Source organism: Amycolatopsis sp. YIM 10, assembly GCF_009429145.1.
Taxonomy (GTDB): Bacteria; Actinomycetota; Actinomycetes; order Mycobacteriales; family Pseudonocardiaceae; genus Amycolatopsis.
In genome coordinates, this window is the sequence record NZ_CP045480.1 from 4,104,927 (window position 1) to 4,131,917 (window position 26,991).

Annotated in this window: 21 protein-coding genes and 1 pseudogene; 15 read left to right on the plus strand and 7 right to left on the minus strand. The window is 70.1% G+C overall.

The window, feature by feature from the left end:
- Positions 1-65: 65 nt before the first annotated feature.
- The 3 genes from YIM_RS19830 to YIM_RS19840 are packed head-to-tail and all read left to right on the plus strand — an operon-like array spanning position 66 to position 3,789.
- Entirely contained in the window at positions 66-977 is a 912-nt protein-coding gene (locus YIM_RS19830) for an amidohydrolase family protein (protein ID WP_153031773.1), read from the plus strand.
- Positions 978-1,004: 27 nt separating this feature from the next.
- Positions 1,005-2,318 carry an MFS transporter gene (locus YIM_RS19835; protein ID WP_153031774.1) on the plus strand — a complete coding sequence of 438 codons (1,314 nt, stop codon included), beginning with the start codon at positions 1,005-1,007 and terminating at the stop codon, positions 2,316-2,318.
- A 13-nt stretch (positions 2,319-2,331) separates the two neighbouring features.
- Positions 2,332-3,789 (plus strand): long-chain fatty acid--CoA ligase, encoded by a 1,458-nt coding sequence (locus tag YIM_RS19840; RefSeq protein ID WP_153031775.1) that lies wholly within the window; start codon positions 2,332-2,334, stop codon positions 3,787-3,789.
- Here YIM_RS19840 and YIM_RS19845 read toward each other — a convergent pair.
- From YIM_RS19845 to YIM_RS19855, 3 genes are all read right to left on the minus strand, one after another.
- A complete protein-coding gene (locus tag YIM_RS19845) occupies positions 3,763-5,661 on the minus strand; it encodes a hypothetical protein (RefSeq protein ID WP_153031776.1) in 1,899 nt (632 codons plus the stop codon). The two genes, YIM_RS19840 and YIM_RS19845, sit on opposite strands and share 27 nt — an antisense overlap.
- Before the next feature lie 92 nt (positions 5,662-5,753).
- The gene (locus tag YIM_RS19850; protein ID WP_194240221.1) at positions 5,754-7,223 is read right to left on the minus strand and encodes a ricin-type beta-trefoil lectin domain protein; all 1,470 of its coding nucleotides are present in this window, start codon (positions 7,221-7,223) and stop codon (positions 5,754-5,756) included.
- 20 nt (positions 7,224-7,243) lie between these two features.
- Positions 7,244-8,773 carry an arabinofuranosidase catalytic domain-containing protein gene (locus YIM_RS19855; RefSeq protein ID WP_194240222.1) on the minus strand — a complete coding sequence of 510 codons (1,530 nt, stop codon included), beginning with the start codon at positions 8,771-8,773 and terminating at the stop codon, positions 7,244-7,246.
- A 332-nt stretch (positions 8,774-9,105) separates the two neighbouring features.
- Here YIM_RS19855 and YIM_RS19860 point away from each other — a divergent pair, with 332 nt between their 5' ends.
- The 8 genes and pseudogenes from YIM_RS19860 to YIM_RS19890 all read left to right on the plus strand — a co-directional run bounded on the left by YIM_RS19860 (position 9,106) and on the right by YIM_RS19890 (position 17,228).
- The gene (locus YIM_RS19860; protein WP_153031777.1) at positions 9,106-10,119 is read left to right on the plus strand and encodes a LacI family DNA-binding transcriptional regulator; all 1,014 of its coding nucleotides are present in this window, start codon (positions 9,106-9,108) and stop codon (positions 10,117-10,119) included.
- Positions 10,116-11,099: a 2-hydroxyacid dehydrogenase gene (locus YIM_RS19865; RefSeq protein ID WP_153031778.1), complete on the plus strand. Its 984-nt coding sequence runs from the start codon at positions 10,116-10,118 to the stop codon at positions 11,097-11,099. Before YIM_RS19860 ends, YIM_RS19865 begins: the two co-directional genes overlap by 4 nt.
- Positions 11,096-12,313, plus strand: a complete 1,218-nt coding sequence (gene manD / locus YIM_RS19870) for a D-mannonate dehydratase ManD (RefSeq protein WP_153031779.1) — start codon at positions 11,096-11,098, stop codon at positions 12,311-12,313. The genes YIM_RS19865 and manD overlap by 4 nt, the downstream gene beginning before the upstream one ends.
- Positions 12,313-13,818, plus strand: a complete 1,506-nt coding sequence (locus YIM_RS19875; protein WP_153031780.1) for a mannitol dehydrogenase family protein — start codon at positions 12,313-12,315, stop codon at positions 13,816-13,818. Before manD ends, YIM_RS19875 begins: the two co-directional genes overlap by 1 nt.
- 14 nt (positions 13,819-13,832) lie before the next feature.
- Positions 13,833-14,867 (plus strand): alcohol dehydrogenase catalytic domain-containing protein, encoded by a 1,035-nt coding sequence (locus YIM_RS19880; protein ID WP_228004842.1) that lies wholly within the window; start codon positions 13,833-13,835, stop codon positions 14,865-14,867.
- A 49-nt stretch (positions 14,868-14,916) separates the two neighbouring features.
- A complete protein-coding gene (locus tag YIM_RS19885; protein WP_153031781.1) occupies positions 14,917-16,284 on the plus strand; it encodes an MFS transporter in 1,368 nt (455 codons plus the stop codon).
- 28 nt (positions 16,285-16,312) lie between these two features.
- Positions 16,313-16,453, plus strand: a pseudogene (locus YIM_RS50035) (PfkB family carbohydrate kinase); the annotation flags it as partial.
- A 52-nt stretch (positions 16,454-16,505) separates the two neighbouring features.
- On the plus strand, positions 16,506-17,228 hold the full coding sequence (locus YIM_RS19890; protein ID WP_370468999.1) for a sugar kinase: 723 nt from the start codon (positions 16,506-16,508) through the stop codon (positions 17,226-17,228).
- 6 nt (positions 17,229-17,234) lie between these two features.
- Here the strand turns inward: YIM_RS19890 and YIM_RS19895 are convergent, their stop codons facing one another.
- Positions 17,235-19,058 carry an RICIN domain-containing protein gene (locus YIM_RS19895; RefSeq protein ID WP_153031782.1) on the minus strand — a complete coding sequence of 608 codons (1,824 nt, stop codon included), beginning with the start codon at positions 19,056-19,058 and terminating at the stop codon, positions 17,235-17,237.
- 117 nt (positions 19,059-19,175) lie between these two features.
- Complete coding sequence (locus YIM_RS19900; protein ID WP_153031783.1) at positions 19,176-20,213, minus strand: LacI family DNA-binding transcriptional regulator; 1,038 nt, start codon at positions 20,211-20,213, stop codon at positions 19,176-19,178.
- Between the two features lie 142 nt (positions 20,214-20,355).
- On the opposite strand from YIM_RS19900, the gene YIM_RS19905 reads away from it, so the two are divergent.
- The 4 genes from YIM_RS19905 to YIM_RS19920 are packed head-to-tail and all read left to right on the plus strand — an operon-like array spanning position 20,356 to position 25,016.
- Positions 20,356-21,603, plus strand: a complete 1,248-nt coding sequence (locus tag YIM_RS19905; RefSeq protein WP_153031784.1) for an extracellular solute-binding protein — start codon at positions 20,356-20,358, stop codon at positions 21,601-21,603.
- A 6-nt stretch (positions 21,604-21,609) separates the two neighbouring features.
- A complete protein-coding gene (locus tag YIM_RS19910; protein ID WP_228004843.1) occupies positions 21,610-22,503 on the plus strand; it encodes a carbohydrate ABC transporter permease in 894 nt (297 codons plus the stop codon).
- Positions 22,500-23,312: a carbohydrate ABC transporter permease gene (locus tag YIM_RS19915; RefSeq protein WP_153031786.1), complete on the plus strand. Its 813-nt coding sequence runs from the start codon at positions 22,500-22,502 to the stop codon at positions 23,310-23,312. The genes YIM_RS19910 and YIM_RS19915 overlap by 4 nt, the downstream gene beginning before the upstream one ends.
- 12 nt (positions 23,313-23,324) lie before the next feature.
- Entirely contained in the window at positions 23,325-25,016 is a 1,692-nt protein-coding gene (locus YIM_RS19920) for an amylo-alpha-1,6-glucosidase (protein WP_228004844.1), read from the plus strand.
- 77 nt (positions 25,017-25,093) lie between these two features.
- Here the strand turns inward: YIM_RS19920 and YIM_RS19925 are convergent, their stop codons facing one another.
- Positions 25,094-25,660 (minus strand): bifunctional 2-polyprenyl-6-hydroxyphenol methylase/3-demethylubiquinol 3-O-methyltransferase UbiG, encoded by a 567-nt coding sequence (locus YIM_RS19925; protein WP_153031788.1) that lies wholly within the window; start codon positions 25,658-25,660, stop codon positions 25,094-25,096.
- Positions 25,605-26,990, minus strand: a complete 1,386-nt coding sequence (locus tag YIM_RS19930) for an MFS transporter (RefSeq protein ID WP_153037105.1) — start codon at positions 26,988-26,990, stop codon at positions 25,605-25,607. The genes YIM_RS19925 and YIM_RS19930 overlap by 56 nt, the downstream gene beginning before the upstream one ends.
- Position 26,991 lies beyond the last annotated feature (1 nt).

A 26,991-nucleotide genomic window follows, 5' to 3' on the forward strand; every position in this document is an offset into this window, starting at 1 on the left:
GCACAATCTTGACGGCCGTCACGACATCGCCCTATGTTGAGTCGCCAGCGACGGCAGGAGGCGTGGTGGACCTGGGAGAACTGGTGGCCATCGACGTGCACACGCACGCCGAGGTCTCGGCGGACGGGCACTCGTCGCTGAGTCCCGAGCTGCTCGGCGCCTCCGCCGGCTACTTCAAGGCACACGGCCACCGCCAGCCGACGATCCCGGAAATGGCGGCCTACTACCGCGAACGCCGGATGGCCGCGGTGGTGTTCACCGTGGACGCCGAGCACGCCACCGGCCACCCGCGGATCGCCAACGAGGAGATCGCGGCCGCCTGCGCCGAGCACGACGACGTGCTCATCCCGTTCGCCAGCGTCGATCCGTGGAAGGGGCGGGCCGGGGCCCGCGAGGCGCGGCGGCTGGTCGAGCGGCACGGCGTGCGCGGGTTCAAGTTCCACCCGAGCCTCCAGGGCTTCGCGCCGGACGACCCGATGGCCTACCCGCTGTACGAGGCGATCGAGGAACTCGGCGTGCCCGCGGTGTTCCACACCGGACAGACCGGCATCGGCGCCGGCGTACCCGGCGGCGGCGGGATCCGGCTCAAGTACTCGAACCCGATGCTGGTCGACGACGTGGCGGTGGACTTCCCCGAACTGCGGATCATCCTGGCGCACCCGTCCTTCCCGTGGCAGGACGAGGCGCTCGCGGTGGCCACGCACAAGCCGTACGTCCACATCGACCTGTCCGGCTGGTCGCCGAAGTACTTCCCGCCGCAGCTGGTGCGGTACGCCAACTCGCTGCTCAAGGACAAGGTGCTCTTCGGCTCGGACTACCCGGTGATCACCCCGGATCGCTGGCTGGCCGACTTCGAAAAGCTGGAGATCAAACCGGAGGTCCGGCCCCGGATCCTCAAGCACAACGCGGCGAAGCTGCTGGGCCTCGCCGGAAACACAGCCGAAACCACCGCCGGAACCGCAGACGGCAAGAGGTAGTACCCCCCAACGACGAGGGAGTTCACCATGACCGAGAGCCCGGCCCCGCCGCACGATCCAGTCCAGCTCCGGCGCGCGGTCGCGTCGAGCTTCCTGGGCAGCGTGATCGAGTACTACGACTTCCTGCTCTACGCCACGGCCTCGGCGGTGGTCTTCGACAAGGTCTTCTTCTCCTCGCTGGACCCGCTCGCGGCCACCGTCGCCAGCCTCGGGACCTTCGCCACCGGTTACGTCGCGCGCCCGCTCGGCGGGGTGCTCTTCGGGCACTTCGGCGATCTGCTCGGCCGCAAGCGGATGCTGCTGCTGACCATGACGATGATGGGCGTGGCGAGCTTCCTGATCGGCGTGCTGCCGACCTACGCCCAGGCCGGCGCGCTGGCCCCGATCGGGCTGGTGGTGCTGCGCGTGGTCCAGGGCATCTCGGTCGGCGGGGAATGGGGCGGCGCGGTGCTGATGTCGGCCGAGCACGCGCGCACCAGGCGCGGGCTGTGGGCCAGCTTCACCAACGCCGGGGCACCCTGCGGCATGGTGCTGTCCACCGGCGCGATGACCGGCACGAGCGCGATCGTCGGCCAGGACGCCTTCCTCGAGTGGGGCTGGCGGATCCCGTTCCTGCTCAGCATCGCGTTGCTGGCGGTCGGCCTGTTCGTCCGGTTGAAGGTCGAGGAGACGCCGGTGTTCCGCGCGGTGGCCGAATCGGGCAGTCGCCGCCGCGTCCCGGTGCTCGACGTGTTCCGCAAGCACCCGCGGGTTCTCGCGCTCGGGGTGGGCGTCGGCCTGGCGGCGTTCGTCGCGCAGTCGACGCTGACCACCTTCGTCGTGGCCTACGGCGTGCAGGAGGGCCACGCGCGCCAGAGCGTGCTGAACGCGCTGACCATTTCCTCGGCGTGCGCGGTGGTCGGCATCCTCGCCTGGTCGGCGGCCTCGGACCGGTTCGGCAGGCGGCCGATCGTGGTGGCCGGGGCGCTGGCGATGGGGATCTACGGCTTCGCGTTGTTCCCACTGGTCTCCACCGGGAACGGGGCACTGCTGGTGCTCGCGCTGATCGTCGGCCAGGCGGTGATCCACCCGATGATGTACGGGCCGCTGGCCGCGTTGTACACCGAGCTGTTCAGCACGGAGAACCGCTACACCGGGGCGTCGCTGGGCTACCAGCTCGCCGGGCTCGGCGCCGGGTTCGCCCCGCTGCTGTTCGCCGAGCTGCGGCGCGGGCCGGGCACGGCGGTGATCTCGTGGATCATCGCGGCGTTCTGCGTGCTCACCGTGGTGTGCGTGCTGGTGCTCAAGGAGACCAGCCGACAGGATCTGAGCGGTGGCGCGGTCCCCGAGCCCGCGTCCTGAGGCGGGAGGCCGGATGCGCGACGAAGGACTGGGTGCGTGGCCGGTGCGGCGGGCGAGGATGTCGCCCGGCCGCACCGCGTTCGTCCACGATGGACAGTCGATCAGCTACGCCGAGTTCGCCGAGCGGACCGCGTCGGTGGCGGCGTACCTGGCCGGGCGCGGGGTGTCGGCGGGGGACCGGGTCGCCTATCTCGGCCCGAACCACCCGTCCTTCGCCGAGGCGATGTTCGCCACGCATTCACTCGGCGCCATCTTCGTCCCGCTCAACTTCCGCCTCACCGCACCGGAACTGGCCTACGTGCTGGCCGACAGCGGCGCGAAACTCCTGCTCCACGCACCCGAGTACGCCGAGGTGGCGGCCGGGCTGGACGTCGACGCGGTGTCGTCGTTCCACGACACGCCCACCGCGATCGACACCGAGGTCCGGCCCGGCGACATCGCGCTGATCCTCTACACCTCGGGCACCACGGGGCGTCCCAAGGGCGCGATGCTCAGCCACGCCAACCTGATCTGGAACACCTACAACCTGCTCGTCGGCGTGGACGTGGCTTCGGACGAGGTGACCCTGGTGACCGCGCCGCTGTTCCACGTCGCCGCGCTCGGGCAGACGCTGCTGCCCACGTTCATCAAGGGTGGCTGCTCGGTGCTGACCGGTTCGTGGGACGTCGAGGCCTGCTACGACCTGATCGAGCGGCATCGCGTCACGATGATGTTCGGCGTCCCGACGATGTTCGCCTCGCTCGCGGCCTCGCCGCGCTGGGCTTCGGCCGACCTGTCCTCGGTGCGGACGCTGATGTGCGGTGGTGCCTCGGTTCCGCTCGCGCTGGTGCGGACCTACCAGGAACGCGGGCTCGTGTTCTGCCAGGGGTACGGGCTCACCGAGACCGCACCGGGCGCGACCTTCCTGGAAGCGGGGGAGAGCCTGCGCAAGGCGGGTTCGGCCGGGGTCGCGGTGTTCTTCGGGGACGCCGCGGTGGACGCTCCGCCCGGCGAGCCCGGTGAGGTCCTGCTCAAGGGCCCCAACGTTTCCCCCGGCTACTGGAACAACCCGGAGGCGACCGCGGCCGCGTGGACCGAGGACGGCTGGTTCCGCTCCGGCGACATCGCCACGGTCGACGCCGAAGGGCACTTCCACGTCGTCGACCGGCTCAAGGACATGTTCGTCTCCGGCGGGGAGAACGTGTACCCCGCCGAGGTCGAGGCCGCGATCTTCGAGCACCCGGCGGTCGCCGAGGTCGCGGTGATCGGCGTGCCGGACCCGAAGTGGGGCGAGGTCGGCAAGGCGTTCGTGGTCTGTCACGCCGGGCACGAACCGGCCGGGCGGGAACTGCGCGAGTTCCTGCTCGGCCGGATCGCGAAGTACAAGATCCCGGTGACCGTCGAAGTGGTGGATGCCTTGCCCCGCACCGGATCCGGCAAGATCCGCAAGGCCGAACTGCGGAGGTCAGCCGAGCGCGCGCAGGAACAGTGACGGCCCGGGGTGGCTGAGCCCGGTGTCCACCCCGTGCCCGGCGAAGTCGGTGGTTTCGCTGCCCGCCCAGTCCGCGATCGGCACGCCGTCGCGTTCCAGGTGCTGCCACTTCCCGGCGTTCCAGCCGAACTGGAACACGGTGTCCCCGCCGGTGCCGTAGGGCCCGTATGCCTCGAACGGCCCGTCCGGGGTGTTCTGCTTGGCCAGGGTGTTGCGGAAGAAGACGTTCTGCGGGCCGGTGGCACCCGACCACTTGACCGCCTTCTTGCCCGCGCCCCACCAGATCGGGTACCAGGTGCCCTGCTCGCTGCCGCCGCCCTCGGCACCGCAGTTCGCCGTGCAGTTGCCCGGCCCGTGCGCGGCGGGCACCCGGACGGTGTTGTGCTCGAACAGGTTCTGCCGTTCCCAGCCGCCGTGCAGGTTGAGGTCGCTGTCGAAGTCGTTGCCGATGACCACGTTGCCCGCGGCCGACCACTGCAGGGTGAAGTGCCGCAGGCCACGCGTGGTGTTGTTCGCGTAGACGCTGTCCCACACCCGGCTCCCGCGCAGGTAACCGTTGCCGCCCTTGCCCTTGTTCCAGGAACCTTCGAGGTGGTTGCCGACGATCTGCAGGTTCTTGGCCTCTTCGGTGACGATCGGGTGCGAGCCGGCCATCTCGATCCGCACGTTCCGCACCCAGCTGTCGGCCGCCCACTTGAACACGATGCCGTGCATGGCCGACTCCGGCGCGAAGTTGCCGTAGTCGTGGCGCACCCGGTCCGGGGTCAAGCCTGAGACCTCCTGGGTGAAGGCGAAGCTCTCGAAACCGACACCCACCACCGGATCCACCACCGGTGCGGCCTTGCTGTCGTACTCGTCGCCGTCGATCGGCGCCGAACCGTCGGAGACCGAGGTGACCGGGACGTCGAAGTCCAGCGGCCGGTCCAGCGTGATCGACTTCTCGCCGACCGCGGTGATCCGGTACATCCGCTGGCGCAGGTGCAGGTTCTGCAGTTCGTGCTCGGTCGGCAGCGCCTGCTGTTGTTCGTACATGCCGGTGGTGTTGGCGGCGCGGATGTTGACCAGGCCGCCGACCTGGAAGTCCTTGGCCTTCTTCGCCAGGTGCACCTCGGTGTCCCCGGCATGTGCGGCGATCCCGCCGCCGCCCGGTTTGGCAGCCAGCTTCACGCCCGCCTTCCAGTGCACGTTCACCGTGCCCTTGGTGAGGTCCTGCCGGTTCTCCTCGGTGCAACTGTCCTGATAGGACTCTTCGATCGCCTGCGACTGCACGCGGAACAGGCCGCGGCCGGGCCACAGCCAGCCGCCCTTGGCGTCACCGCAGGTCATCGCGTCGGGATCCCAGGCGGAACCGTCCGCGGTGAGCGTGTCGTAGCGGGTGTTCTCGTCCGGGCGGAAGACCACGCGCGTGCTGTGCCCGGCACCGCGCAGCGTGAGGTAGTCGGCGTCGACCCACAGCTGCTTGCCGACCTCCAGCGTGCCGGCCGGGAAGATGATCAGCGACAGCTTGTCGAACCCGGCGGCCGGGGTGCAGTCGGTGCGGATCTTGTCGATCGCCGACTGGATGCCCGCCGAGTCGTCCTCACCGTCGTCCGGTCGCACGTCGAACTGGTTGGCCAGCTCACCGGGTGTGATGCGGCAGGCCGGATCGGGGTTGTACTGGGCGTCGCCCGGCAGGTTCTCGCCCTCGCGGTAACCGGCTCGGCTCCAGTCGGGCAGTCCGGGCAGCGGTGCCGCCCGGTTCTCCCGGCCGAGGTCGAGCCCGGCCGGGAGCGGCACCGGTGCGGGCTCGCTCTCGTCCGCGACCGGTGCCGACTGGCACCCCGTGAGCACAACCGCGGCGATCAACCCGATCCCGGCAACACTCCTGCGCATGCGTCCGTCCCCCCACGTCGGCGATACCGAGGTGGACGGCCGATGCGCACCGACGGCTCCGGCGCGTGACCCAGGTCACAGGGCGAGGCGGCTCAGCGGCTCCATTGCTGGCTGGTGGTGCCCTGGCAGTCGGACTGCTGGAGCCGGGTGCCGTTCGCGGTCGAGGCGCCGATCACATCCAGGCATCTGCCGGAGTGGCGGGCGACGATCTCCAGGTAGCCGCCGCCGGTCTCGCGCAGCTGCCACTGCTGGTTGGTCCCGCTGTGGCACGACCAGAGGATTGCCCTGGTGTTGTTGGCGGTCGAAGCGCCGTCGACGTCGAGGCACTTACCGGAATGCTGGGAGACGAGCTGAACGTAGCCGTCGCCGGCGGAGCGTGTTTCCCACTGCTGGTTCGCCCCGCCGTGGCAGTCCCACTGGATGATCTCGGCGCCGTCGCCGCTCGAGGCGCTCACCACGTCGACGCATTTGCCGGAGTTCCGGTTCGTGACGGGGGCGACCTGTCCACCGGGGCCTCCGTCATCGCCCCAGGCGTGCCGGAGCCGGTTGGCGCCGCTCGCGTTGCGGATGCTCAGCGAGAGATCGGTGCCGCTGCCGTGCAGGGCGAACATGGAGTACCAGTCGTGGTTCTGCCCGGCGGTGACCTTGCCGCCGAGCGCGGGCCAGTAGGTCCCGCCCATGACGTGGTCGCGCATCGTGTCGGTGATGGCGCGGACGTACCGGACGAAGTTGTCGGAACTGCTCGGATTTCCGTAATCGAGACCGGTGTCCATCGGCGCGCCGAACTCGGTCACGACCGCGCGGGAGGCGCAGTTGCCCAGGCGGGTTTCGGCGAGGTCGCGCCAGCCGGCGTAGTCGTGCTGCCCGTAGAAGAACGTGTAGAAGTGGAACGACAGCAGAGTGCCGGTGAAACGGCTGTCGTTGCACACGGGCCGCAGATCCTGGCTGAAACCCGTGCCGCCGACGAGAATCCGGCCCCTCGGGATCGACGGGCGGGCGTTGATCCAGTTGGCGGCGACGTTCAGCCATTCGCTCGCGCCGTACCCGTGAGGTTCGTTCATCGGCTCGAAGTGGACCAGGCCGTTGCCGCCGTACTGGGCGACCACGGTGTCCCACATCGAGTTGAAGGCGGCCATGTTGGTGATCCGGCCACCCGAGGCGGCGCCGTCCTCCCAGTAGGCGAGGATGACCTTGAACCCGCGGTCGGCCGCGGCGTCGATGGCGCCGCGATAGGCGTTCCACCAGGACGAGCCGACGGTGTGGGTGTTGACGGGCAGCCGGACGGTGTTCACGCCGAGCAGGTCCGCCATGCCGGCGTAGACGGCGTCGGCCTTGGCCCGGACGGTCGCGTAGCTGTCGGACCCGCTCAACCCCTCCAGGACGAGCGTGCCGGTCGTGAAGTTGTCGCCTTTCCGAGCCCAGTTCACGCCCCGGAACTGGCTCGTGTCAGCGCCGGCGGGTGCTGCGCCGACGAGCATGCCTGCCGACGCCAGGGCCGCTGTGATCAGCACGCACAGGAGGCGGCGGAGCGACCGCGGGAACTCGTATCCGCTGGTGAACATGACACCGACCATTCTCGTGCTCAATTCAGGTTCCACTGCTGGTTGCCGCCGCCGTGGCAGGTCCACAGCTGGACGAGGGCCCCGTTGGCGGTGGACGCCCCGGACACGTCCAGGCACAGCCCGGACTGCGCGCCGGTGATCGTGCCGTTCGCGTTGACGTTCCACTGCTGGTTGGCCTGCCCGTTGCACGGCCAGCCGAGCACGCTGGTGCCCGAGGTGGTGCCCTGGCCGTTGGCGTCGAGGCAGCGGGTCTCGCCGCCGCTGTACACGGTCAGCTGGCCCGAGGGGGTGCGGGTCCAGGTCTGGCCGGCACCGCCGCCGCAGTCCCAGATCCGCGCCTGTGTGCCGGCTGCTGTGTTCGGCATGTCGAGGCACTTGTTCGCGCCCACCGCGCGTACCGCGCCCGCCGGAGTGGTGCCGCCGCTGTGGTAGCCGGCCGCGATGATGTTGGCCTGCACCGCGTTCTCGGTCGCGTCGGACGGGTAGCCCGCGACCATGGCGCCCTCGTAGAAGGTGCCGGCGCTGAGGTTGGCGCCACCGCCGGGCTTGCAGCAGTCGCCGCCGCTGCCGAGGATGATCGCCCCCTGCTTCTTCATCGGGCTGTAGCCGGGGGGAAGCGCGCCGTCCCACAGCGTGAACAGGTTGCCGGACTGCGCGTTGCTGCCCTTGATCGCGAACCGGGTGGTGCCGTTGTTCTTCAGCGTCGCGGTGACGAACCGGTGGGGGAACGCCCGCTGGTTCGGGTTCCAGGTTTGGCTCCCGCCGGGGTAGAGCCCCCATTCGAGATCAGCCTGCACCCACGGACCGGTGCCGGAGCAACCGCCGAACCAGCACTGCGTGCTGAAGTTGATCGCGTCCATCGCGCCGGCCGCGTCGGCGCTCCTGGTCGTCTCGCTGTTGCCGTAGTCGAAGCAGCAGCCGTTGTTGACGTGCGTGCCGCTGGTCACCATGTACATGCCTTCCGGCGCGCTGCCGGTCGGCACCCCGGTCAGGTGGCCGTCGCGCCAGTAGCTGTTGCCGGGATTGATGTAGAGCGAGTACGCCTTGCTGCCCCCGACCGTCAGCGACTCGGAGTTCGCGATCGCGGGCTTGCTCTGGTTCGAGCCCGGCACCACGCTCGACCCCTGGTACCACAGGTCGTTCCCGCGGCCGGACTGGTCGTAGACGACCGTGATGACGCACGATGTGCCGGCGCAGAACGAGTCCTGGGCCGCCGCGTCGGCCACGCCGCCCTCGGCGAGCACGCCGACGTCGGCGCTCGTGTTGTCCGACGACCGTCTGACCTGGTACAGGTTTCCGTCGTAGGAGCCGTAGAGCGCCCGCACCGTGCTGTGCGCGGCCACGCAGGGCGTACCACCGTCGGCGTAGATGTCGCACGGCCCGATACCGGCCGCCGGTGCCGGTGCCGGTGCTGATGTCGATGCCGGTGCGGGCGCCGACCAGGTCAGCGTGGCTGCCGGCACCATGGCCAGTGCCACCGTCAACCGCGCCGCTTGCGCGCGCCAGCCACGGGTCGCGCGGCCCGGCCGCGGATCGGGTGAGAACCTCATCGTCCTGCTCCTCGGGAAGGTCTGCTCAAGCTGATTGGGAGCGCTCCCAGGTTGCCGCGGGTGGCACCCGGTCCTTCGTTGGAGAGTGGTAAGGGGAGGGATGTGTACGGCTTATGGTGGGGCCGAGATGTTGCCTGAATCACACCATAGCCTGGTCCAGTGCCGGACAGTCAAGACCGAACGGCGAATAGATCCGACTTATCGGCGGCTTGAGCCCCTTTGGCGGTAGGACCTTCGGCGATGGCCCGCCGGGTTTGCACGAAGTTGGCAAATCTTGACAAGCTTGCGCAAGTCCAGCACTCTCCTGGTGCGCAGTCACTCAAGGAGGAGTCATGGGCCCGACCCTGACGGATGTCGCCAGGCGCGCTGATGTCGCGCTTTCGACCGCATCGAGGGCATTCAGTGACCCTGGGCGGCTGGGGCCGGACACCTTGCGCAAGGTTCTCTCGGCCGCGCAAGAGCTGGGCTACTCGCCGGTGCCCCGGGCGGTGGAGCCCATCTCGGAGGTCGCTGCCACGATCGCGGTCGTCGTGCCGGACATCGCCAACCCGGTGTTTTCGGCGTTCGTCAAGGCCGCGCAGGGGCAGGGCCGTCGCGGCAGGCACACCGTGGTCCTGGCCGACACCGACTTCAGCCCGGACCGGGAACGAGAGGCCATCGAGCACCTCCGCGGCCGGGTCGACGGTGTCGTGGTCTGCTCGTCGCGGCTCGTCGCGGAGGAGATCCTGGACCTGTGCGGGCGGACCCCGGTCGTGCTGGTCAACCGGGAGGCCGCCGGGGTGGACTGCATCGTCGCCGACGCGGGCGAGGGACTTCGCCAGACCGTGGACTACCTGGCCGCGCTGGGCCACCGGCGGATCACCTACGTGCAGGGGTCCGCGCATTCCTGGTCCAACGGCCACCGCGTGGAGCTGGTGCGGGCGCTCGCCGGGGAGTACGACCTCGAGCTGGAAATGCTCGGCTGGCAGACCGAGACGGTGGACGGCGGCAGCGCGGCGGCGGCCAGGGTGGTCGCGTCCGGGGCGTCCGCGGTGATCGCCCACAACGATCTCGTCGCGCTGGGCGTGATCGCCGGTGCCCGCGCGCTCGGTGTCCGGGTCCCCGACGACCTGTCGGTGGTGGGGGCGGACGACATTCCTTTCGCGACGGTCGCCGAACCAAGCCTGACAAGCATTTCCGTCCCGCTGCCGCGCGCGGGCGAGCTGAGCATGGAACTGCTGACGCGCGCGGTCGCCGGCGAGCGGCAGACCCCGCGGACCCTGCGGCTGCCCACCCACCTGGTCGTCCGGTCCTCGACCGGCCCGGCCGCCGCGCGCCCGAACACCGAGATCCGGGAGACGGCATGAGGATCGTCATCGCCGATACGAACCTGCTTCCGCTGCGCACGGAACTGGAAGCGGGTTTCCCGCCGGGCTCGGTCACGGACTGGCCGGATCCCCGTGACACCGTGGCTGTCGAAGCGGCCGTGGCGGATGCCGAGGTCCTGGTGTCGAGCCGGTGCCCCGGGCCGACGGCGGCCGCGGCCAAGAACCTGCGCCTGGTGCACGCCGCGGGCGCCGGGATCGACGGCATCGAGGTCGGCGCACTGGCGCCGGGCACGATCGTCGCCAATACCCATCACCACGAGGACGCGATCGCCGAGTACGCGGTCGCGGCGGCGATCCTGCTCCGGCGCGGGTTTCTGGGCCAGGACAAGGCGTTGCGCCGCGACGAATGGGCTTCCCCGGTCTATCGGCCGGACGTGCCGTGGGGTGACTCGCTCGCCGCGGCGACGGTCGGGTTCGTCGGGTTCGGGCACATCGGTGCGCGGGCGTGGGAGCGGTTCCGCGCGTTCGGCGCGCACGGGGTGGCCGTCACGCGCAGCGGTGACGTCGACGCCGCCGCCGTCGGGCTGGACTGGTCGGGAGCGATCGGCGATCTCGGCACCCTGCTGGAGACTTCGGACGTGATCGTGGTCAGCGTCCCGCTCACGGCGGAGACGACCGGCCTGATCGGCGCCGGGGAGCTCGCCCGCGCGCGGGCCGGTGCGGTGGTGATCAACGTCGGCCGCGGCCCGGTGGTGGACGAGCGCGCTCTGTACGAAGCGTTGCGGGACAAGGTGATCGCCGGCGCGGCGATCGATGTCTGGTACGGCTATCCCGGAACCGGGGCGAGGGCGGCACCGGCGAACCTGCCGTTCCGCGAGCTGCCGAACCTGCTCATGACGCCGCATTCGTCCGGGCTGACCCGGCAGACCTTCGCCGGGCGCGCGGCGGACATCGCGGCCAACGTCCGGCGGCTCGCGGCGGGGGAGCCGCCGGCCGGTGTCGTGGCGGTGGCCGGATGAGCGGCCGCGTCGTCTCCGCCGAAGTCCTGGTCACCAGCCCCGGCCGCAACTTCGTCTCACTGAAGGTGACCACCGCCGATGGTGTGGTCGGCTGGGGGGACGCCACGCTCAACGGCCGTGAACTCGCCGTCGCCGCCTACCTGCGCGACCACGTCTGCCCGATCCTGCTCGGCCGCGACGCCGCCCGGATCGAGGACACCTGGCAGTACCTCTACCGCGGTGTCTACTGGCGGCGCGGACCGGTCACCATGGCCGCGATCGGCGCGGTCGACCTCGCGCTGTGGGACATCAAGGGCAAGGTCACCGGGCAGCCGGTCTACCAGCTGCTCGGCGGCGCCGTCCGTGACCGCGTGCTGTCCTACACGCACGCCACCGGCTGGGACGTGCCCGCTGTGCTCGACGCCGTCGACGCCACCCGCGCCCGTGGTTTCCGCGCGGTCCGCGTGCAGACCGGCGTGCCCGGCCTGGATTCGGTCTACGGCGTGACGAAGGACGGCACGCCGTACGAGCCCGCCGGCCGTGGCACAGCACCGGTCGAGGAAGTGTGGGACACCGAGGCCTATCTGCGGCACGCACCCGGTGCGCTGGCCCAGATCCGCGACCACGTCGGGCCCGAGCTGGCTCTCCTGCACGACGCCCACCACCGGCTGACCCCGATCCAGGCGGCCCGGCTGGGCAAGGCGCTGGAACCGGTGGACCTGTTCTGGTTGGAGGACGTGACGCCCGCGGAGAACCAGGAAGTCCTGCGCCGGGTCCGCGCGCACACCACCACGCCCTTGGCGATCGGTGAAGTGTTCACCACGATCTGGGAGTACCAGCAGCTGATCACCGAGCAGCTGATCGACTTCGTCAGGGCGGCCGTCTCGCACGCGGGCGGGATCACGCACCTGCGGCGGATCGCGGCGCTGGCCGAGGTGTGGCAGATCCGGCTCGCCCCGCACGGGCCGTCCGACGTCTCCCCGGTCGCGCTGGCCGGATCTCTGCACGTCGGGCTGGCCACGCCCAACTTCGCGATCCAGGAGTACATGGGTTACCCGGACGTGGCGCACGAGGTCTTCCGGCACGACTGGGCCTACGCCGATGGCCACCTGCACCCCGGCGACGCGCCGGGTCTCGGCATCGACGTCGACGAGGAACTGGCCGGCCGGTTCCCCTATGAGCCCGCCTATCTCCCCGTCGCCCGGCGGCGCGACGGAACCCTGACCGATTGGTGATGCCCGTGCTGCCCCTGCTGTCCGCCGGTTCCACCCCGCCGGCGGCCCTGTCGCACACCCGCGGGACGCTCCCGACCGGGATCGTGCACCTCGGTCTCGGCAACTTCCACCGCGCCCACCAGGCGGTGCACACCGCGGCCGCGCTCGCGGCGGAGGACGGTCCCTGGGGCATTCTCGGTGTCGCGCGCGGTTCGACCGCGATCGCCGAAGCGTTGCGCGAGCAGGACATGCGTTACGCCGTCGTCGAGCTTTCACCCGCGGCCACGAAGGTGAGCGTCCCGGCCGTGCACACCGGTGCCCTCGTCGCGGCCCACCAGTCCGGCGAGGTCGTGCGGGCGCTGGCCGCACCCAGCACGCGGATCGTCACCTTGACCGTCACCGAACACGGCTACACCTTCGATCCGCGGTCGGGCCGCCTCGATCTCGCCCATCCGGACGTCGCCGCGGACCTGCGCGACTGGCGGCACCGGCCGAGGCCACGCACGACTCTGGGGTTGATCGTGCGGGGCCTGCAACATCGCGCGCGGACCCACGGCGCACCGGTCACGATCATGAGCTGCGACAACCTCGTCCACAATGGACGGCTCACCGGGCGGCTGGTCGCGGAGTTCGCCGCCGGACTGCCCCCGGCCGAACGCGACGAACTTGAGCCCTACCTGGGCACCGTCGCGTTCCCCGACGCCATGGTGGACCGGATCGTCCCGGCCACCACCGACGCCTACCGGCACGCCGTCGCCGCTCACCTCGGCGTCCGCGACGCGGTCCCGGTACCGGCGGAACCGTTCAGCATGTGGGTGATCCAGGATTCGTTCGCCGCCGGGCGGCCGGCCTGGGACCGCGGCGGAGCCTTGCTCACCGACGACGTCGGCCCCTACGAACTGCTGAAACTCCGGCTGCTCAACGGAACCCACTCGCTGATCGCCTACCTCGGCGCGCTCCGCGGCTGCGACACCATCCCCGAATCGATCACCCACGAGGAGATCCGCGACGCCGCGACACGGGTCCTGCGCGGCGAATACCTGCCGACCGTGCCCGTGCCCGCGGACGTCGACATCGAGCAGTACGTGGCCCAGCTCTTCGAGCGCTGGTCGAATTCGGCGCTGGCCCACCGCACCCGGCAGGTCGGCTCCGACGGCTCGGTCAAACTCGCCCAGCGGGTACCGGGCCCCGCGCTGACCCACCTGAAGGCCGGGCGGGTGCCACACCACCTCGCGCTGACCGTCGCGGCCTACCTCTGCTGCGTCGCACCACCGGACGGCTTCGACCCCGGCCCGGCCGCGACGGCGATGACCGACCCGGCGCGGGCGCGCCTGGCCCCTTTCACCGCGCTGCCGGCCCGCGCGTTCGTCACCGAAGCACTCGGCACCGGACTGCTCGGTACCGACCTGGCCGCCTGCGACGCGTTCACCGGACGGGTCGCGGAGTTCGTCGATCTGCTGGTGCGCCACGGTGTCGCGGCCGCGACCAGGGAGGCGGCGTCCGGCGAACCGGTTCCGGCCGGCTGACCAGCGGAGAGGACATGACCATGACGACCATTCCGGGCAGTACGCGGGCCGCGGTGTTGCACGGTCCGGAGGACCTCCGCATCGAGCGCGTCCCGGTGCCGCCACCGGGGCCCGGCGAGGTGCTCGTCGCCGTCGACGCGGTGGGCGTCTGCGGCTCCGACATGCACTACTTCGCCGACGGCCGCAACGGCGGGAACGTGCTGCGGCAGCCGACCGTGCTCGGGCACGAGGCGTCGGGGGTGATCACGGCGGCGGGGGAGGAGGTGCGGCTGCCGATCGGTGCCCGCGTCGCCATCGAACCCGCGATCGGCTGCGGTGACTGCCCGACCTGCCGCTCCGGCCGGTACAACCTCTGCCCGGCAGGCACCTGCTTCGGGTCACCGCCCACCGACGGCACCATCGCCGAACACGTGGTGGCTCCGGCGCGGGCGGTGCACCGGCTTCCCGAGGAGATCGACACCGAACTCGGTGCCTTGATCGAGCCGCTGGCGGTCGCGGTGTGGGCGGCGCGGCGCGCCGGCATCCGCTTCGGCCACCGCGTCCTGGTCACCGGAGCCGGGCCGATCGGCATCCTGGTGGCCCAGGTCGCCCGTGCCGCCGGGGCGGCCGAAGTCGTGGTCACCGACGTCAACGACGACCGGCTGGGCAAGGCCGCGGAACTCGGCGCGACCGCGACCGTCAACACCGCGACGCACACACTCGGCCTGACGGCGATGGACCGGCTCGTCGAATGCTCCGGCCACCCCGGAGCGCTCTGGCAAGGCATCCAGGCGCTGGGACCCGGGGCCCGTGCCACGGTTGTCGGCCAGGCCCCGCCCGCCGTCGACGGCCTGCCCCTGGCGTATCTGCAGCGCTGGGAGATCGACCTGAGCACCGCTTTCCGCTACGCCAACGCCTTCCCGGCCGCGATCGCGCTCGCCTCGAGCGGCCGGGTGGATCTGGCCGGTCTCGTGACCGGCCGGTTCCCGCTCGACCAGACCGCGGTCGCGCTGCGCGCGCCCGGCCGGGATCCCCGCCACCTCAAGGTGGTGATCCGGCCCGCGGCCTGACCGTCCTGTCCGCCTGCCCGGCGAGGGCACCGATTCCATCCGAGGAAGTATGGACATCACCGACAGCTCCGGCACCACCGTCTCATCAGGACAGTCCCGGCAGCAGGACGCCCGGCCTCCCGCCGTGCGCCGCGCCGCCTGGGCCGGCTTGATCGGCACGGCACTCGAGCAGTACGACTTCGTCATCTACGGCACGGCATCGGCGCTGGTCTTCTCCAAGCTGTTCTTCCCCAACGTCTCGGCCGCGGCCGGTATCCTCGCCAGCTTCAGCGCCTACGCGGTCGGCTTCGCGGCCCGGCCGCTCGGCGGACTGTTCTTCTCCCGCTACGGCGACCGGCTCGGCCGCAAGTGGGTGCTGGTCGCGACGCTGCTGCTGATGGGCGGTTCGACACTGGCGATCGGCCTGCTGCCCACCTATCCGCAGGTCGGCATCCTGGCGCCGGTGCTGCTCGTGCTGTGCCGGTTCTTCCAGGGTTTCGGGGCAGGCGCCGAACAGTCCGGCGGCGCGACCCTGCTGACCGAAACAGCTCGCATCGGCAGGCGCGGGCGGCTGGCCTCCCTGGTCATGACCGGCGCGGCGCTGGGCACCGCACTCGGCGCGGTCGCGTGGATCCTCGTCCAGCTCCTGCCCGAAGAGGACCTGATGAGCTGGGGCTGGCGGCTGGTTTTCCTCTCCAGCCTCTTCGTCACCATCGCCGCGATGGTCATCCGCCGCAAGCTCGCCGAGAGCCCGGTGTTCGAGGAACTCAAGGAGCAGCACGCCGAGCCACGCAAACCGGTCGGCGAGATCTTCCGGCACGGCAAGCGGCCAACGCTGCTCGTGCTGCTGATGAACGTCGGGGCCAGCGCGCAGTCCTACACCTATCAGGTCTTCATGGCCTCCTACCTGGTGTCCTCGGTGGGCGTGAGCGAGCAACTCGTGCCGAAGGTGCTGCTCGTCGGCGCGATCTGCGGCGGCATCGCGGCGATCGGATTCGGTGCCCTGTCCGACCGCGTCGGCCGCAAACCCGTCTACACGGCGATCATCTCCGCACTCGTCCTGCTGCCCGCACCGTCGTTCATCGCGCTGAACACCGGATCACCGATCGCCATCCTGGTCACCATCGTGGTCGGCTTCATCCTGGCCTGCCACGGCTCGGTCGGGGTCCAGATGAGCTACTTCCCGGAACTGTTCGGCAACCGCTACCGCTACGCTGGCGTGACGCTCGGCCGCGAATTCTCCTCCGTGCTGGGCGGCGGTGTCGCCCCGCTCATCTGCACGGCCCTGCTCAGCGCCTTCACCGGGTCCTGGATCCCGGTCGCGATCTACATGACGGTCATGGCGGCGATCAGCCTGCTCGCCGTCCGGCTCGCTCCCGAGACCCGCGACCGCGACCTCAACGTGCCAGAAGACGCCACCGCGGCGGACGCCCGATGAACCGGCCGTCGTCACCCTCGGCGAGACGATGGGCCTGCTGAGTGCGACCGCCGTCGGGCACCTCCAGCACGTGCCGACCATGACGCTGGGCATCGGCGGCGCGGAAAGCAACGTCGCCATCGCGCTGGCCCGCCTCGGTACCCCGGTCAGCTGGATCGGCAGGCTCGGTGCGGACTCGATCGGCGACAAGATCGTCCGGGAACTGACCGCGGAGGGCGTCGATGTCCGCGCCGGGCCGGGACCTGGCCGCGCCGACCGGGCTCATGCTCAAGGAACGGCCGCCGGGCGGCGCGACCCGGGTCTGGTACTACCGGGCGCACGGGGCCGGCGCGCGGCTCTCACCCGGCGACGTGGACGCCGACCTGATCACGGGTGCCGCACTGCTGCACGTCACGGGGATAACGCCCGCCCTGGGCGGCAATCCCGCGGCGGCGGTGCGCAAGGCCGTCGACATCGCCCGCGCCGCGGGTGTCCCCGTCTCGATCGACATCAACTACCGCTCGGCACTGTGGACTCCGGAAACGGCCAGGCCGGTCCTTCTCGAACTGGTCACCGACGCGGACATCGTCTTCGCCGGTGACGACGAAGCGCGCCTCCTGCTGGGCACCGAAACCGGAAGCCCGGCCGAACTGGTCGCGGCGCTCGCCGAGCTGGGGCCGGCGGAGGCCGTGCTGAAACTCGGCGCCGACGGAGCACTGGCCAGGATCGATGGCCGGACCCACGAGCAACCCGCGTTCCCGGTCAGCCTGGTCGACCCGGTCGGCGCGGGCGACGCGTTCGTCGGGGCCTACCTCGCCGAGCGCCTGGCCGGTCGCGACGTCGTGACCCGCCTGCGGACCGCGGCGCAGGCGGGCGCGCTGATGTGCACCGTGCCCGGAGACTGGGAAGCCCTGCCGACCCGGGCAGCCCTGGCCACATCAGGAGCGCCCGACGTGATCCGTTGAACCTCACTAGCGGCCCCAGAGCCGCCAGGTCTGGTTGAGCGGGCTGCCCTGGTTGACGGGATTGCAGGTCCACTGGTGGATCGGGGCGCCCGCGGCGGTGGAGATCTGGCTGACGTCGACGCATTTGCCGCTGTGCCGGGCAACGAGCTGGAAGTCGTGCGAGTTGTTGCCGGGGTAGGTGACCTTCCGGAGCGTGAACTCCTGGTTCGCGGCTCCGCCGAGGCAGGTTCGCTGCTGAACGCCGGCCCCGTCGGTGGTGGCGGAGCCGCTGACGTCAAGGCACTTGCCCGACTGCTGGTTGACCACCGTGTAGGTGCCGGCGACCGCGGATACCGGGCGGAAGTTCCACAGCTGCCGGTCGCCGCCCTCGCAGTGGAACTGCTGTTGCCGGTTGCCGTCGGCGGTGCCGGAGCCGGTGTTGTCCAGGCACTGCTGGGAGTGCTGGGCGACGGCGACGGACTGGAACCCGCTGTCCGAAGGGGACTGGAGCGTGATGGTGAAGGTGTCGTCGGCGTTGGTGTGCGGCAGGTTGACCGTGGTGGCGTTGCCGGACAGGGTCACGACCGAGTTCTGGATGGTTTCGGGGCCCTGGACCGCGGCGCCGCCGTTGTGGGGGATGCGCTGGGCGATCACGCGTACCTGGTTGTTCTGCACGATGCCGGTTGTGGTGTCCAGGCGCTGGAGGTTGACCGCGATGTTGCCGGTTGTACCGCCACCGCCGACGAGGATCTTCGCGACTCCGGCTGCCTTCGTGGCGAACCCGTCGTAGGCCGGGCTGGGTGTGACGGAGGCGATCTGGCCGGTTTGTGCGCCGTAGAAGCGGTAGACCCACCATTCGCCCTTCGGCTGGTGCACTCCCGCCGAGTTGCGGACGAGCAGGTTGGCGAGGTCGTTGTGCAGGTTCGCGCCGCCTCCCCAGTGAGCGCGCAGGCCGTCGGCACCGGCTCGCTCCAGCCTGGCGATGTACCAGGAGCCGTCGCCGGGATTCTGTTCGTTGGTGGCCGCGTACTCGTTGATCTGATAGGGACGCGGGTGGGGGATGCCGCGTGAGTCCAATGTGGAGTTCGCCGCCGCGACGTTCGCCACGGGGTCGCCGGGCAGGGAATGCCAGCTGATGATGTCCGGAATCACGTTGTTGGCGCGGATGAAATCGAGGTACTGGTTCCACCACGCGTGTGTGGTCGACGGGACGCACGCGCAGCTCGGGCCGACGATCGGCTGGGCGGGGAAGGCGGCCCGGACGCGCTGGTACGTGCGTCGCCACAGTTCGAAGTACTGGGCCTGAGGGCGGTTCCAGAACAAACCGAGGTTGGGCTCGTTCCACAGGTCCCATTGCACCGGGGCGCCCGTGGCCCGTACGTCGTCGATCAGGCGGGTGAGGAAGTTGTCGTAGTCGGTCCAGTCGCCGTTGTCGCCGGGGAATCGGGAGATCGGGTAGCCGTCGGCGCCCCACAGGTCGTGCACGAGCAGGATGAATTCGCCGCCCAGCGACCGGGTACGCAGCAGTTGGGCGCGGGTGGCGTTCCACCGGCGGTCGTATCGGCCCGACACCCAGCCGCCCGGGCTGTCGAGCTGTGCGCCACCGGCACGCATGGCCCGGAATTTCACGTCACGGTAGAAGTGGTCGGCGGGTCCCGATGCGTTCTCGGTCATGCCGTAGATCCATCCGGAGGCCCGGTAGGTGGGGGAGCCACCGGCGACGGAGAAGTCGACGGTGATGGACTCGTTCGCGGCCCGGACCGGCGCGGCGAGGGTGATGACGGTTGCGGCGGTGGTGAGGAGCGCGGCGATGCCGCGACGCAGCTTGTTGACAGTTCGCCGTTGAACCATGGGTACTCCGAACAGGTCGGGGACGGCAGGAGTCGAACCGGTTCGATGGAGATATCGAACTTACGCGTGATGAGCGCCAGAAGGCAAGAGCCAGCCGTGTCGAACCGGTTCGGCGAGCTAGTCCCGGCGAGCGGCCCCGGTGCTCGACCGCAGGGTGATCGCCGGCGCCAGCAGGGCGTTGCGCGGCGTGGCGGACGGGTCGTTGAGCTGCTCCAGCAGCAGGTCCACGGCCAGCCGGGCCATCTCCCCGGCGGGTACGTCCGCGGCGGTCAGTGGCGGGTGGAAATCCTCGGCGAGCCGGTCGGCGATCACGCCGGTGAGTGAGAAGGCACGCGGTACGTCGAGTGCGGCGCGGTGCAGCGCGCGCTGCACGCCGGGCAGTGCGGCCTCGTTGATCGTCACCGCGGCGGTCACCTCCGGCCAGCGGGCGCGGATCTGCTCGAAACACGCCATGCCCGCGGCGGGCTCGTCAGCGCAGCACACGTTGTGCGCGGTCATGCCGCACTGGCCTGCCGCTTCGAAGAACCCGGCCGTCGAGCGCAGGGCCGGACCGTAGCCGGCGGCAACCAGCTCGTCGGAGCGGTTGATCAGCACGACATGCTGGTGTCCGAGGTCGGCGAGGTGGTGCACGCAGCGGCTGATCAGCCCGGCGTAGTCGACGTCGACCCACGAGGACGCCCCCGGGTGCTCGACGTGACCGATCGTGACGAACGGCAGCCCGGCCTGGCTGAGCCGGTCGACCCGGGGATCCGCCAGCAGGATCTCCATCAGGATGACACCGTCGACCCGGCGCCCGGTGACGATCCGCTCGAAGGACCGGTCGTGGTCACCGCCGCTTGGCGACAGCAGTACGTCGTGGTCGTGGGCCGCGGCGGCCTCGACGACACTGGCCACGAACTCCAGCTGGACGTTGGTCAGCCGGGCGCTCGCCGGCGGTATCGCCAGGCCGAACGTCCGGGTGCGTCCCTCGGCCAGCGCGCGGGCGCTCGCGTTGGGCCGGTAACCCAGTTCGGCGATGACGTCGTTGATCCTGCGCACGGTCGCAGTGGACACCGGCCGTTTCCCGCTCAGGGCGTAGGACACCGTGCTCCGCGATACCCCGGCCCGCCTGGCGATCTCCCCGATGTTCATGCCCGCTTCCCGTCTCCGGTCCATCCTGGGAACCGGTTCGATCGATTCCCATCGTATGACATCCCTACTTGCGCACAGCCAGTTCCCCGGTTTAGGTTGGCCCGGCTTTCCACTCATCGAACCGGTTCGATGAACGTCGTCAGCGAAGCCGGCAGGAAGGATCACCATGCTGGGCGCACCGATCTCCCGACGATTCCCGGCGGCGCTGGCCGCGGCCGGCCTGGTCGTATCCCTGGCGGCATGTTCTTCGGCACCGGACGCCGGTGACACCGGCACGCCGGGAACTTTCTCGGTCTGGGGCCCGTACCCGCAGTTCGACGCCGGCTCCGAGTGGGCGAAGGTGATCGACAGGTGCGGAGCCGAGGCTGGCGTGAAGATCGAGCGCCAGGCCTACGACACCACCGACCTGACCAACAAGGTCCTGCTCGCCGCGCAGCAACGCACCGCGCCCCAGGTGCTGGTCCTGGACAACCCGGTGGTGTCCACCCTCGCGGAGGCGGGGGTGCTCAAAGCGAACCAGGACGTCGGGCTGGACGCCTCGCAGGTGGCGCCGAACCTGGTGTCGGCCGGAGTCCGGGGCGGCCAGGGTTACGGCGTGCCGATCGGTGCCAACACCTTGGCGCTCTACTACAACAAGGCCGTGCTCACCGCCGCCGGTGTCGACCCGGCGTCGGTCAGGGACTGGGCGTCTCTGGACGCGGCACTGGTCAAGGTGAAAGCAGCGGGCAAGAAGGGCATCACGTTCTCCGCGATCGGCACCGAAGAGGGTACTTTCCAGTTCCTGCCGTGGTTCTGGGGCGCCGGCGCGAACTTGACCGACCTGTCCTCGGCGGAGGCGGTCTCGGCGCTGTCGCTGTGGAAGTCCTGGCTGGATCTGGGTTACGCGCCGAATTCGGTGGTGAACAACACCCAGACCACCAGCTGGCAGGAGTTCGCCACCGGTGAGTACGCCTTCGCCGAGAACGGCACCTGGCAGCTGCGGAACGCAGAGAAGGCCGGCTTCGAATACGGCGTCATCCCGATCCCGGGCCGGACCGGCGCGGCCGCGCCGGCGCCCACCGGTGGTGAGTTCGTCACCGTCACCGCGCAGGACAACAAGGACACCGAGGCGAAGGCCGGTCGTATCGCCACTTGCCTGACCAGCCCGGACAAGGTCATGGCCACCGACACCGCGTTGACCTACGTCTCGGCGGTGCCTTCGGTGCAGCAGCAACAGGTTGCCGCGCAACCGGAACTGGCCGTGTGGGTGGAGGCGGTGAAGAGGGCGAAGGGCCGCACCGGCGACGATCTCGGTACCCGTTACCCGCGGATCTCCCAGCCGTTGTGGGGTGCCGTGCAGGCCGCGCTCAGCGGTTCGAAGACGCCGGAGTCCGCGCTCGAGGACGCCCAAGCCGCCGCGGCGTCAGCGAAGTAGGTGCGGGTGCGGTCACAGCTCGTCGCCAGGCAACTCGCCGGCTGGGCGTTCCTGGTTCCCCTGGTCGCCTACCTGGTGGTGTGTTACGCCTACCCACTGTTCACCAACATCGACCTGAGCATCCGCGACCACACCGCCCGCACCTTCGTCCACGGTGGTGCGCCGCTGGCCGGGTTTGCCAACTACGCCGCGGTGTTCGGTGACCCGACCTTCCGGACGGCGCTGGTCAACACGGTCGTGTTCACGGTCGCCTCGCTGGCGTTCCAGTACACGATCGGCCTGGCGATGGCGGTGTTCTTCGCGCGCGGCTTCAGGTTGTCGGCGACGCTGCGGGCACTGTTCCTGGTGCCCTGGCTGCTGCCGCTGATCGTGTCGGCATCCACCTGGGCGTGGCTGCTCAACAGCGAGTCCGGGCTGGTCAACGCGGTACTGGGAACCGTGGGCGTGGAGCCGGTCAACTGGCTGACCTCGCCGGCCTGGTCGCTGGTGTCGGTGACCATCGCCAACATCTGGATCGGCATCCCGTTCAACCTGGTCGTGCTCTACAGCGGACTGCAGAACATCCCCCGCGAGGTCTACGAAGCCTCGGCGCTGGATGGCGCGAGCGGCTGGCAGACCTTCCGGCACATCACCTTCCCCATGCTGCGCCCGGTCTCGGCGATCACGCTCCTGCTCGGCCTGGTCTACACGCTGAAGGTGTTCGACATCATCTGGATCATGACCAAGGGCGGGCCGAGCGGTTCGTCCACCACCCTGGCCACCTGGTCCTATGAGCTGGGGTTCGGCAACATGCTGCCCCGGTTCGGGCCCAGCGCCGCGGTGGGCAACGTGCTCATCCTGATCGCCGTGGCCGCCGGTCTGCTCCACATCCGGATGCAGCGCGGGCAGGAGCCGGCATGAGGCGCTGGTCCTGGCGCACCGTCGTCGGCCTGCTGCTGACCGCGGTGATGTTGTTCCCGGTCTACTGGATGGTCAACGTTTCGCTCACCCCCGCGAGCGACATGCGCGAGTCCCCGCCCAGCCTGTTCCCGTCCGCGCCGACAACCGAGGGATACCAGCGGGTGCTGCGCGAGCAGTTGCCGTACTTCGGCACGAGTTTGCTCGTCGCGCTGGGCACGGTCGTGCTCACCCTGGTGCTGGCCGCGCCCGCCGCGTACTCGCTGGCCAAGCTTCGCCCGCGGGGACGGCGCCTGCTCGGTTTTGTCCTGCTGGTCGCGCAGATGATCCCGGGCATCATCATGGCGCTGGGCTTTTACGGCATCTACGTGAGCCTCGGTATCACCAACACGGTGTGGGGGCTGATCTTCGCCGACTCGACCATCGCGGTGCCGTTCGCCGTGCTGATCCTCACCTCCTTCATGGCGTCCGTGCCCGGCGAACTGCTGCAAGCCGCCCGGATCGACGGCGCCGGACCGTGGCGCTCGTTCATTTCGATCGTGCTGCCTGCCAGCCGTAACGGCCTGGTGACCGCGGCGTTGTTCTCGTTCCTGTGGGCGTGGTCGGATTTCGTCTTCGCGGCCACATTGGACGCCGGCGGCCGGATGCAGCCGCTCACCCTGGGCATCTACCGCTACATCGGCAACAACAACCAGGAGTGGAACTCCATCATGGCCACAGCCGTGGTCGCGTCCGTGCCCGCGACAGTGCTCCTCGTGGTGGCCCAGCGCTACGTCGCTGCCGGCATCACCACCGGCGCCGTCAAGGACTGAAAGGAACCCATTGTGGCCACCGAGTTCTCGGTGTACGAAATCCCCTTCAGCCGGTCCGGTGCCTGGTTCGGTCTCTCCCCCGTGGTGGGTCTGGCGACCTATGCCGATGACGTGCACCTGGTGTCCCACCGCAACGGCATGCACCCGGTGCTGTCCCTCGTCCCCGTGCTGGACGGGAACCGCGCGACCACGGTGATCACCGCCGAACCGGCAGTGGTCACGTGGAGCGCCGGGGACAGGCGGGTCGCCGCGGTGTTCTCGGCCCCGGACACCCTTCGGATCTCCGGAACCGGTATGGGAATGCGGATCAGTGCCACGCAATCCACCCTGACTCCGTTCACCGGCACGTACTTCTTCGCCGACCCCGCGGGCGCCGCCGTCTTCACCTCCTACGAGACCGGGCACCGCTTTCGCGTGACTGTCCTCTCAGGACAATCCAGCCGGGCCGGGGAACAGGAACTCGGCGTCGCCGAACGAATGGTCGTCGCGGGAGAGGACGGAGGCCCGTGGGAAGTGGTGATCGAGGAGCTCGCCACCGCGCGGCCACCGGTCAAGTCCACAACGGACTTCCCGGGCACGGTCACCGCCGCCCGCGACAGCTTCTCCCGATTCGCCGACGCCGTGGCGCCCTGGCGCAACGACCGGACCCCGGCCGCCGAGCTGGCCTGCTACGTCATCTGGTCCGCCACGGTGAATCCCGCCGGGTTCGTCACCCGCCCGGCCGTGCTCATGTCGAAACACTGGATGGACAAGGTCTGGAGCTGGGACCACTGCTTCAACGCACTGGCACTGGCCCCTGGCGCACCGGGTCTGGCCTGGGACCAGTTCCAGGTGATGTTCGACCACCAGGACACCGAAGGCGCACTGCCGGACTCGATCACCCACGCGGAAGTGCTCCGCAACTTCGTCAAACCACCCATCCACGGCTTGGCCCTCACCCGGCTGCGCGAACGCCTCCCCGGCGGCCTCCCCGACGCCCGGCAGGCATACCGGCAGCTCTCGGCCCTGACCTCCTTCTGGCTGGACCACCGGCGGGCACCCGGGCACCACCTTCCGCACTACGAACACGGCAACGACAGCGGCTGGGACAACTCCACCGTGTTCCGCGAAGAACGCCTCGTCCAGTCGGCTGACCTCGCTGCTTTCCTTGTACTGCAGATGAAGGAACTCGCCACTCTGGCCGCCGAGCTGGGCGAACCGTCCGCTCGGTGGGACGAGCAAGCCGACGACATGCTCGTCGCGATGCTGGCCGAACTGTGGGACGGCACCGGATTCGTCAGCCGCGGCGTGCGGACCGGAACGGTTCGATCCAGCGCGAGCCTGCTCGACCTCATGCCGGTCGTGCTGGGGGAGTACCTGCCTCGACAGGTGTTCGATCAGCTGTGCGCGGGCATCTCGGCGCACCTGACCTCCGTCGGACTGGCCACCGAGCTGCCGAGCTCGCCGTACTACGAGGCGGACGGATACTGGCGCGGCCCCGTATGGGCGCCGGCCACGATCCTGATCGAAGACGGCCTGCGCCGCGGCGGCGCCGCGGAACTCGCCGACCAGGTCAGTGCGCGCTTCCGCGCCACGTGTGAGAAATCGGGCTTCGCCGAGAACTTCGACGCCCTGACCGGTGAGGGGTTACGCGACCGCGCGTACACCTGGACAGCCAGCGCCTACCTGATACTCGCCGAGGACGCCGAACGACGAATGAGGTGATCTTCGGCTGCCGGGGCGGTCCACGGCGTGCCTGCTCCGGGCAAGCTGGGGCGCTCATGGACCGCCGCCGGACACCGTCACAGGCCGAGGCCGTAGACCGACAGCGTCCGGCTGCCGCCGAAGCCGCCGGTCCGGTGCAGCAGGCGCAGGTCCGCCGTGCCCGCCATGATGTCCAGTTCCGCCAGCGGCGGGAACTCGGCGGTCCGGTAGTAGTGCCCGAGCTGCACCGGCATCGTCGGCGTTTCGATGATCACCACTCCGTCGTCGACGATGTGGTCGGCGGCGGTCATCAGCAGCTCGATCTGCGCGCGCAGGGTGTAGAGCTGAGCCAGTGCCGATGGTTCGACCAGTACCGCGCCGAAGACGTCCTCCAGGCACTCCTGCCGCAGGTCGGCGTGCACGAAGTAGACGGACTCGGCACCCGGCATGCTCGCCGCGTACTCGATCGCCGTGGGGGAGTCGTCGACGACGAAGACGTTGAACCCGGCCGCGGCCAGCGCGCGCGCCGGGCCGTCCGGGTTCGCGCCCAGCTCCAGGATGGTGCGGTCGGGAACCCAGTGCTGGTAGAAGGCGATGGTGTGCCGCGCGTCATCGCCGAGGGGCCTGGGTTCGAGTGTCGTGGTGCGCAGGTGGTGTAATGACATCGGGCAACCTGTCGTCCGGGGCCGGGGAACCGAGCTCGCCTGTGTTTCCCCTACCTACGGGTGACCCGCCCGTTTCGTTCACCCCCAGCTGCTCGGTCGGCACCTTGTGCGTTTCGCGCGCGGTGGCCGCGGCACCGGCGGCGAGCAGGCAGACCGCCGCGGTGAAGATCGCCACGCCGAGCCAGTCGTCCCTGCCGGAGCCGATCGCGGCGACCACGCTGGGCGCGAACCCGGCCACCGCGAAGCCGATCTGGGTGCCGATCGCCATCCCGGACAACCGCACCCGCGCGCTGAACATCTCGCCGTAGAAGGCGGGCCACACGCCGTTGACCCCGCTGTAGACCACGCCGAACAGCAGCAGGCCCAGCGGGAAGATCAGGGCGAACTGCCCGCTCGAGATGGACCACAGGTACGGGAAGATCAGCACGCCGCAGCCGAGGCAGCCGCCGATGAACACCGGCTTGCGGCCGATCCGGTCGGCCAGCCCGGCCAGCGCCGGGATCGCCGCCAGCGCCAGCACGTTGGCCAGCACGCCGACCCACAGCATCGGCGTGCGTTCCAGTCCGACGGTGTTCACCGCGTAGCTCAGCGCGTAGACGGTGAAGATCGTGCTCACCGAGGCGATCGTGGCCGCGACGACCACGCGCAGCACGTCGGCCCAGTGGTCGCGGAACAGCACCGCGACCGGCAGCTTGGCCACTTCGGCGCGTTCGAAGACCGGCGTCTCGTCCAGCTTGCGCCGCACCACGAAGCCGACGACCACGACCAGCGCGCTGCACCAGAACGGCAGGCGCCAGCCCCACGAGAGCAGCTGCTCCTCCGGCATCGCGGCGATCGGCAGGAACACCGCGGTGGCCAGGATCTGCCCGGCCTGGGTGCCGCTGAGGGTGAAGCTGGTGTAGTAGGCGCGCCGGTGTTCGGGTGCGTGTTCCAGTGACATCGAGTTCGCGCTGGCCTGCTCGCCGGCGGCGGACAGGCCCTGCAGCAGCCGCAGCACCACCAGCAGGATCGGGGCGAGTACGCCGACGTCGCCGTAGGTCGGCAGGCAGCCGACGGCGAAGGTGGCCACGCCCATCAGCAGGAGCGTGAAGACGAGGACTTTCTTGCGCCCGAAGCGATCCCCGACGTGGCCGAGGATCACCGCGCCGATCGGCCGCGCGAGGTAGCCGACGCCGAAGGTGGCCAGCGCCAGCAGCGTGCCGGCGGCGGGGGAGGAGGCCGGGAAGAAGATCTTGTTGAACACCAGTGCCGCGGCGGTGCCGTAGATGAAGAAGTCGTAGTACTCGAGTGCGCTGCCGATCCAGGCGGCCAGCGCGGCTTTGCGCGGCATG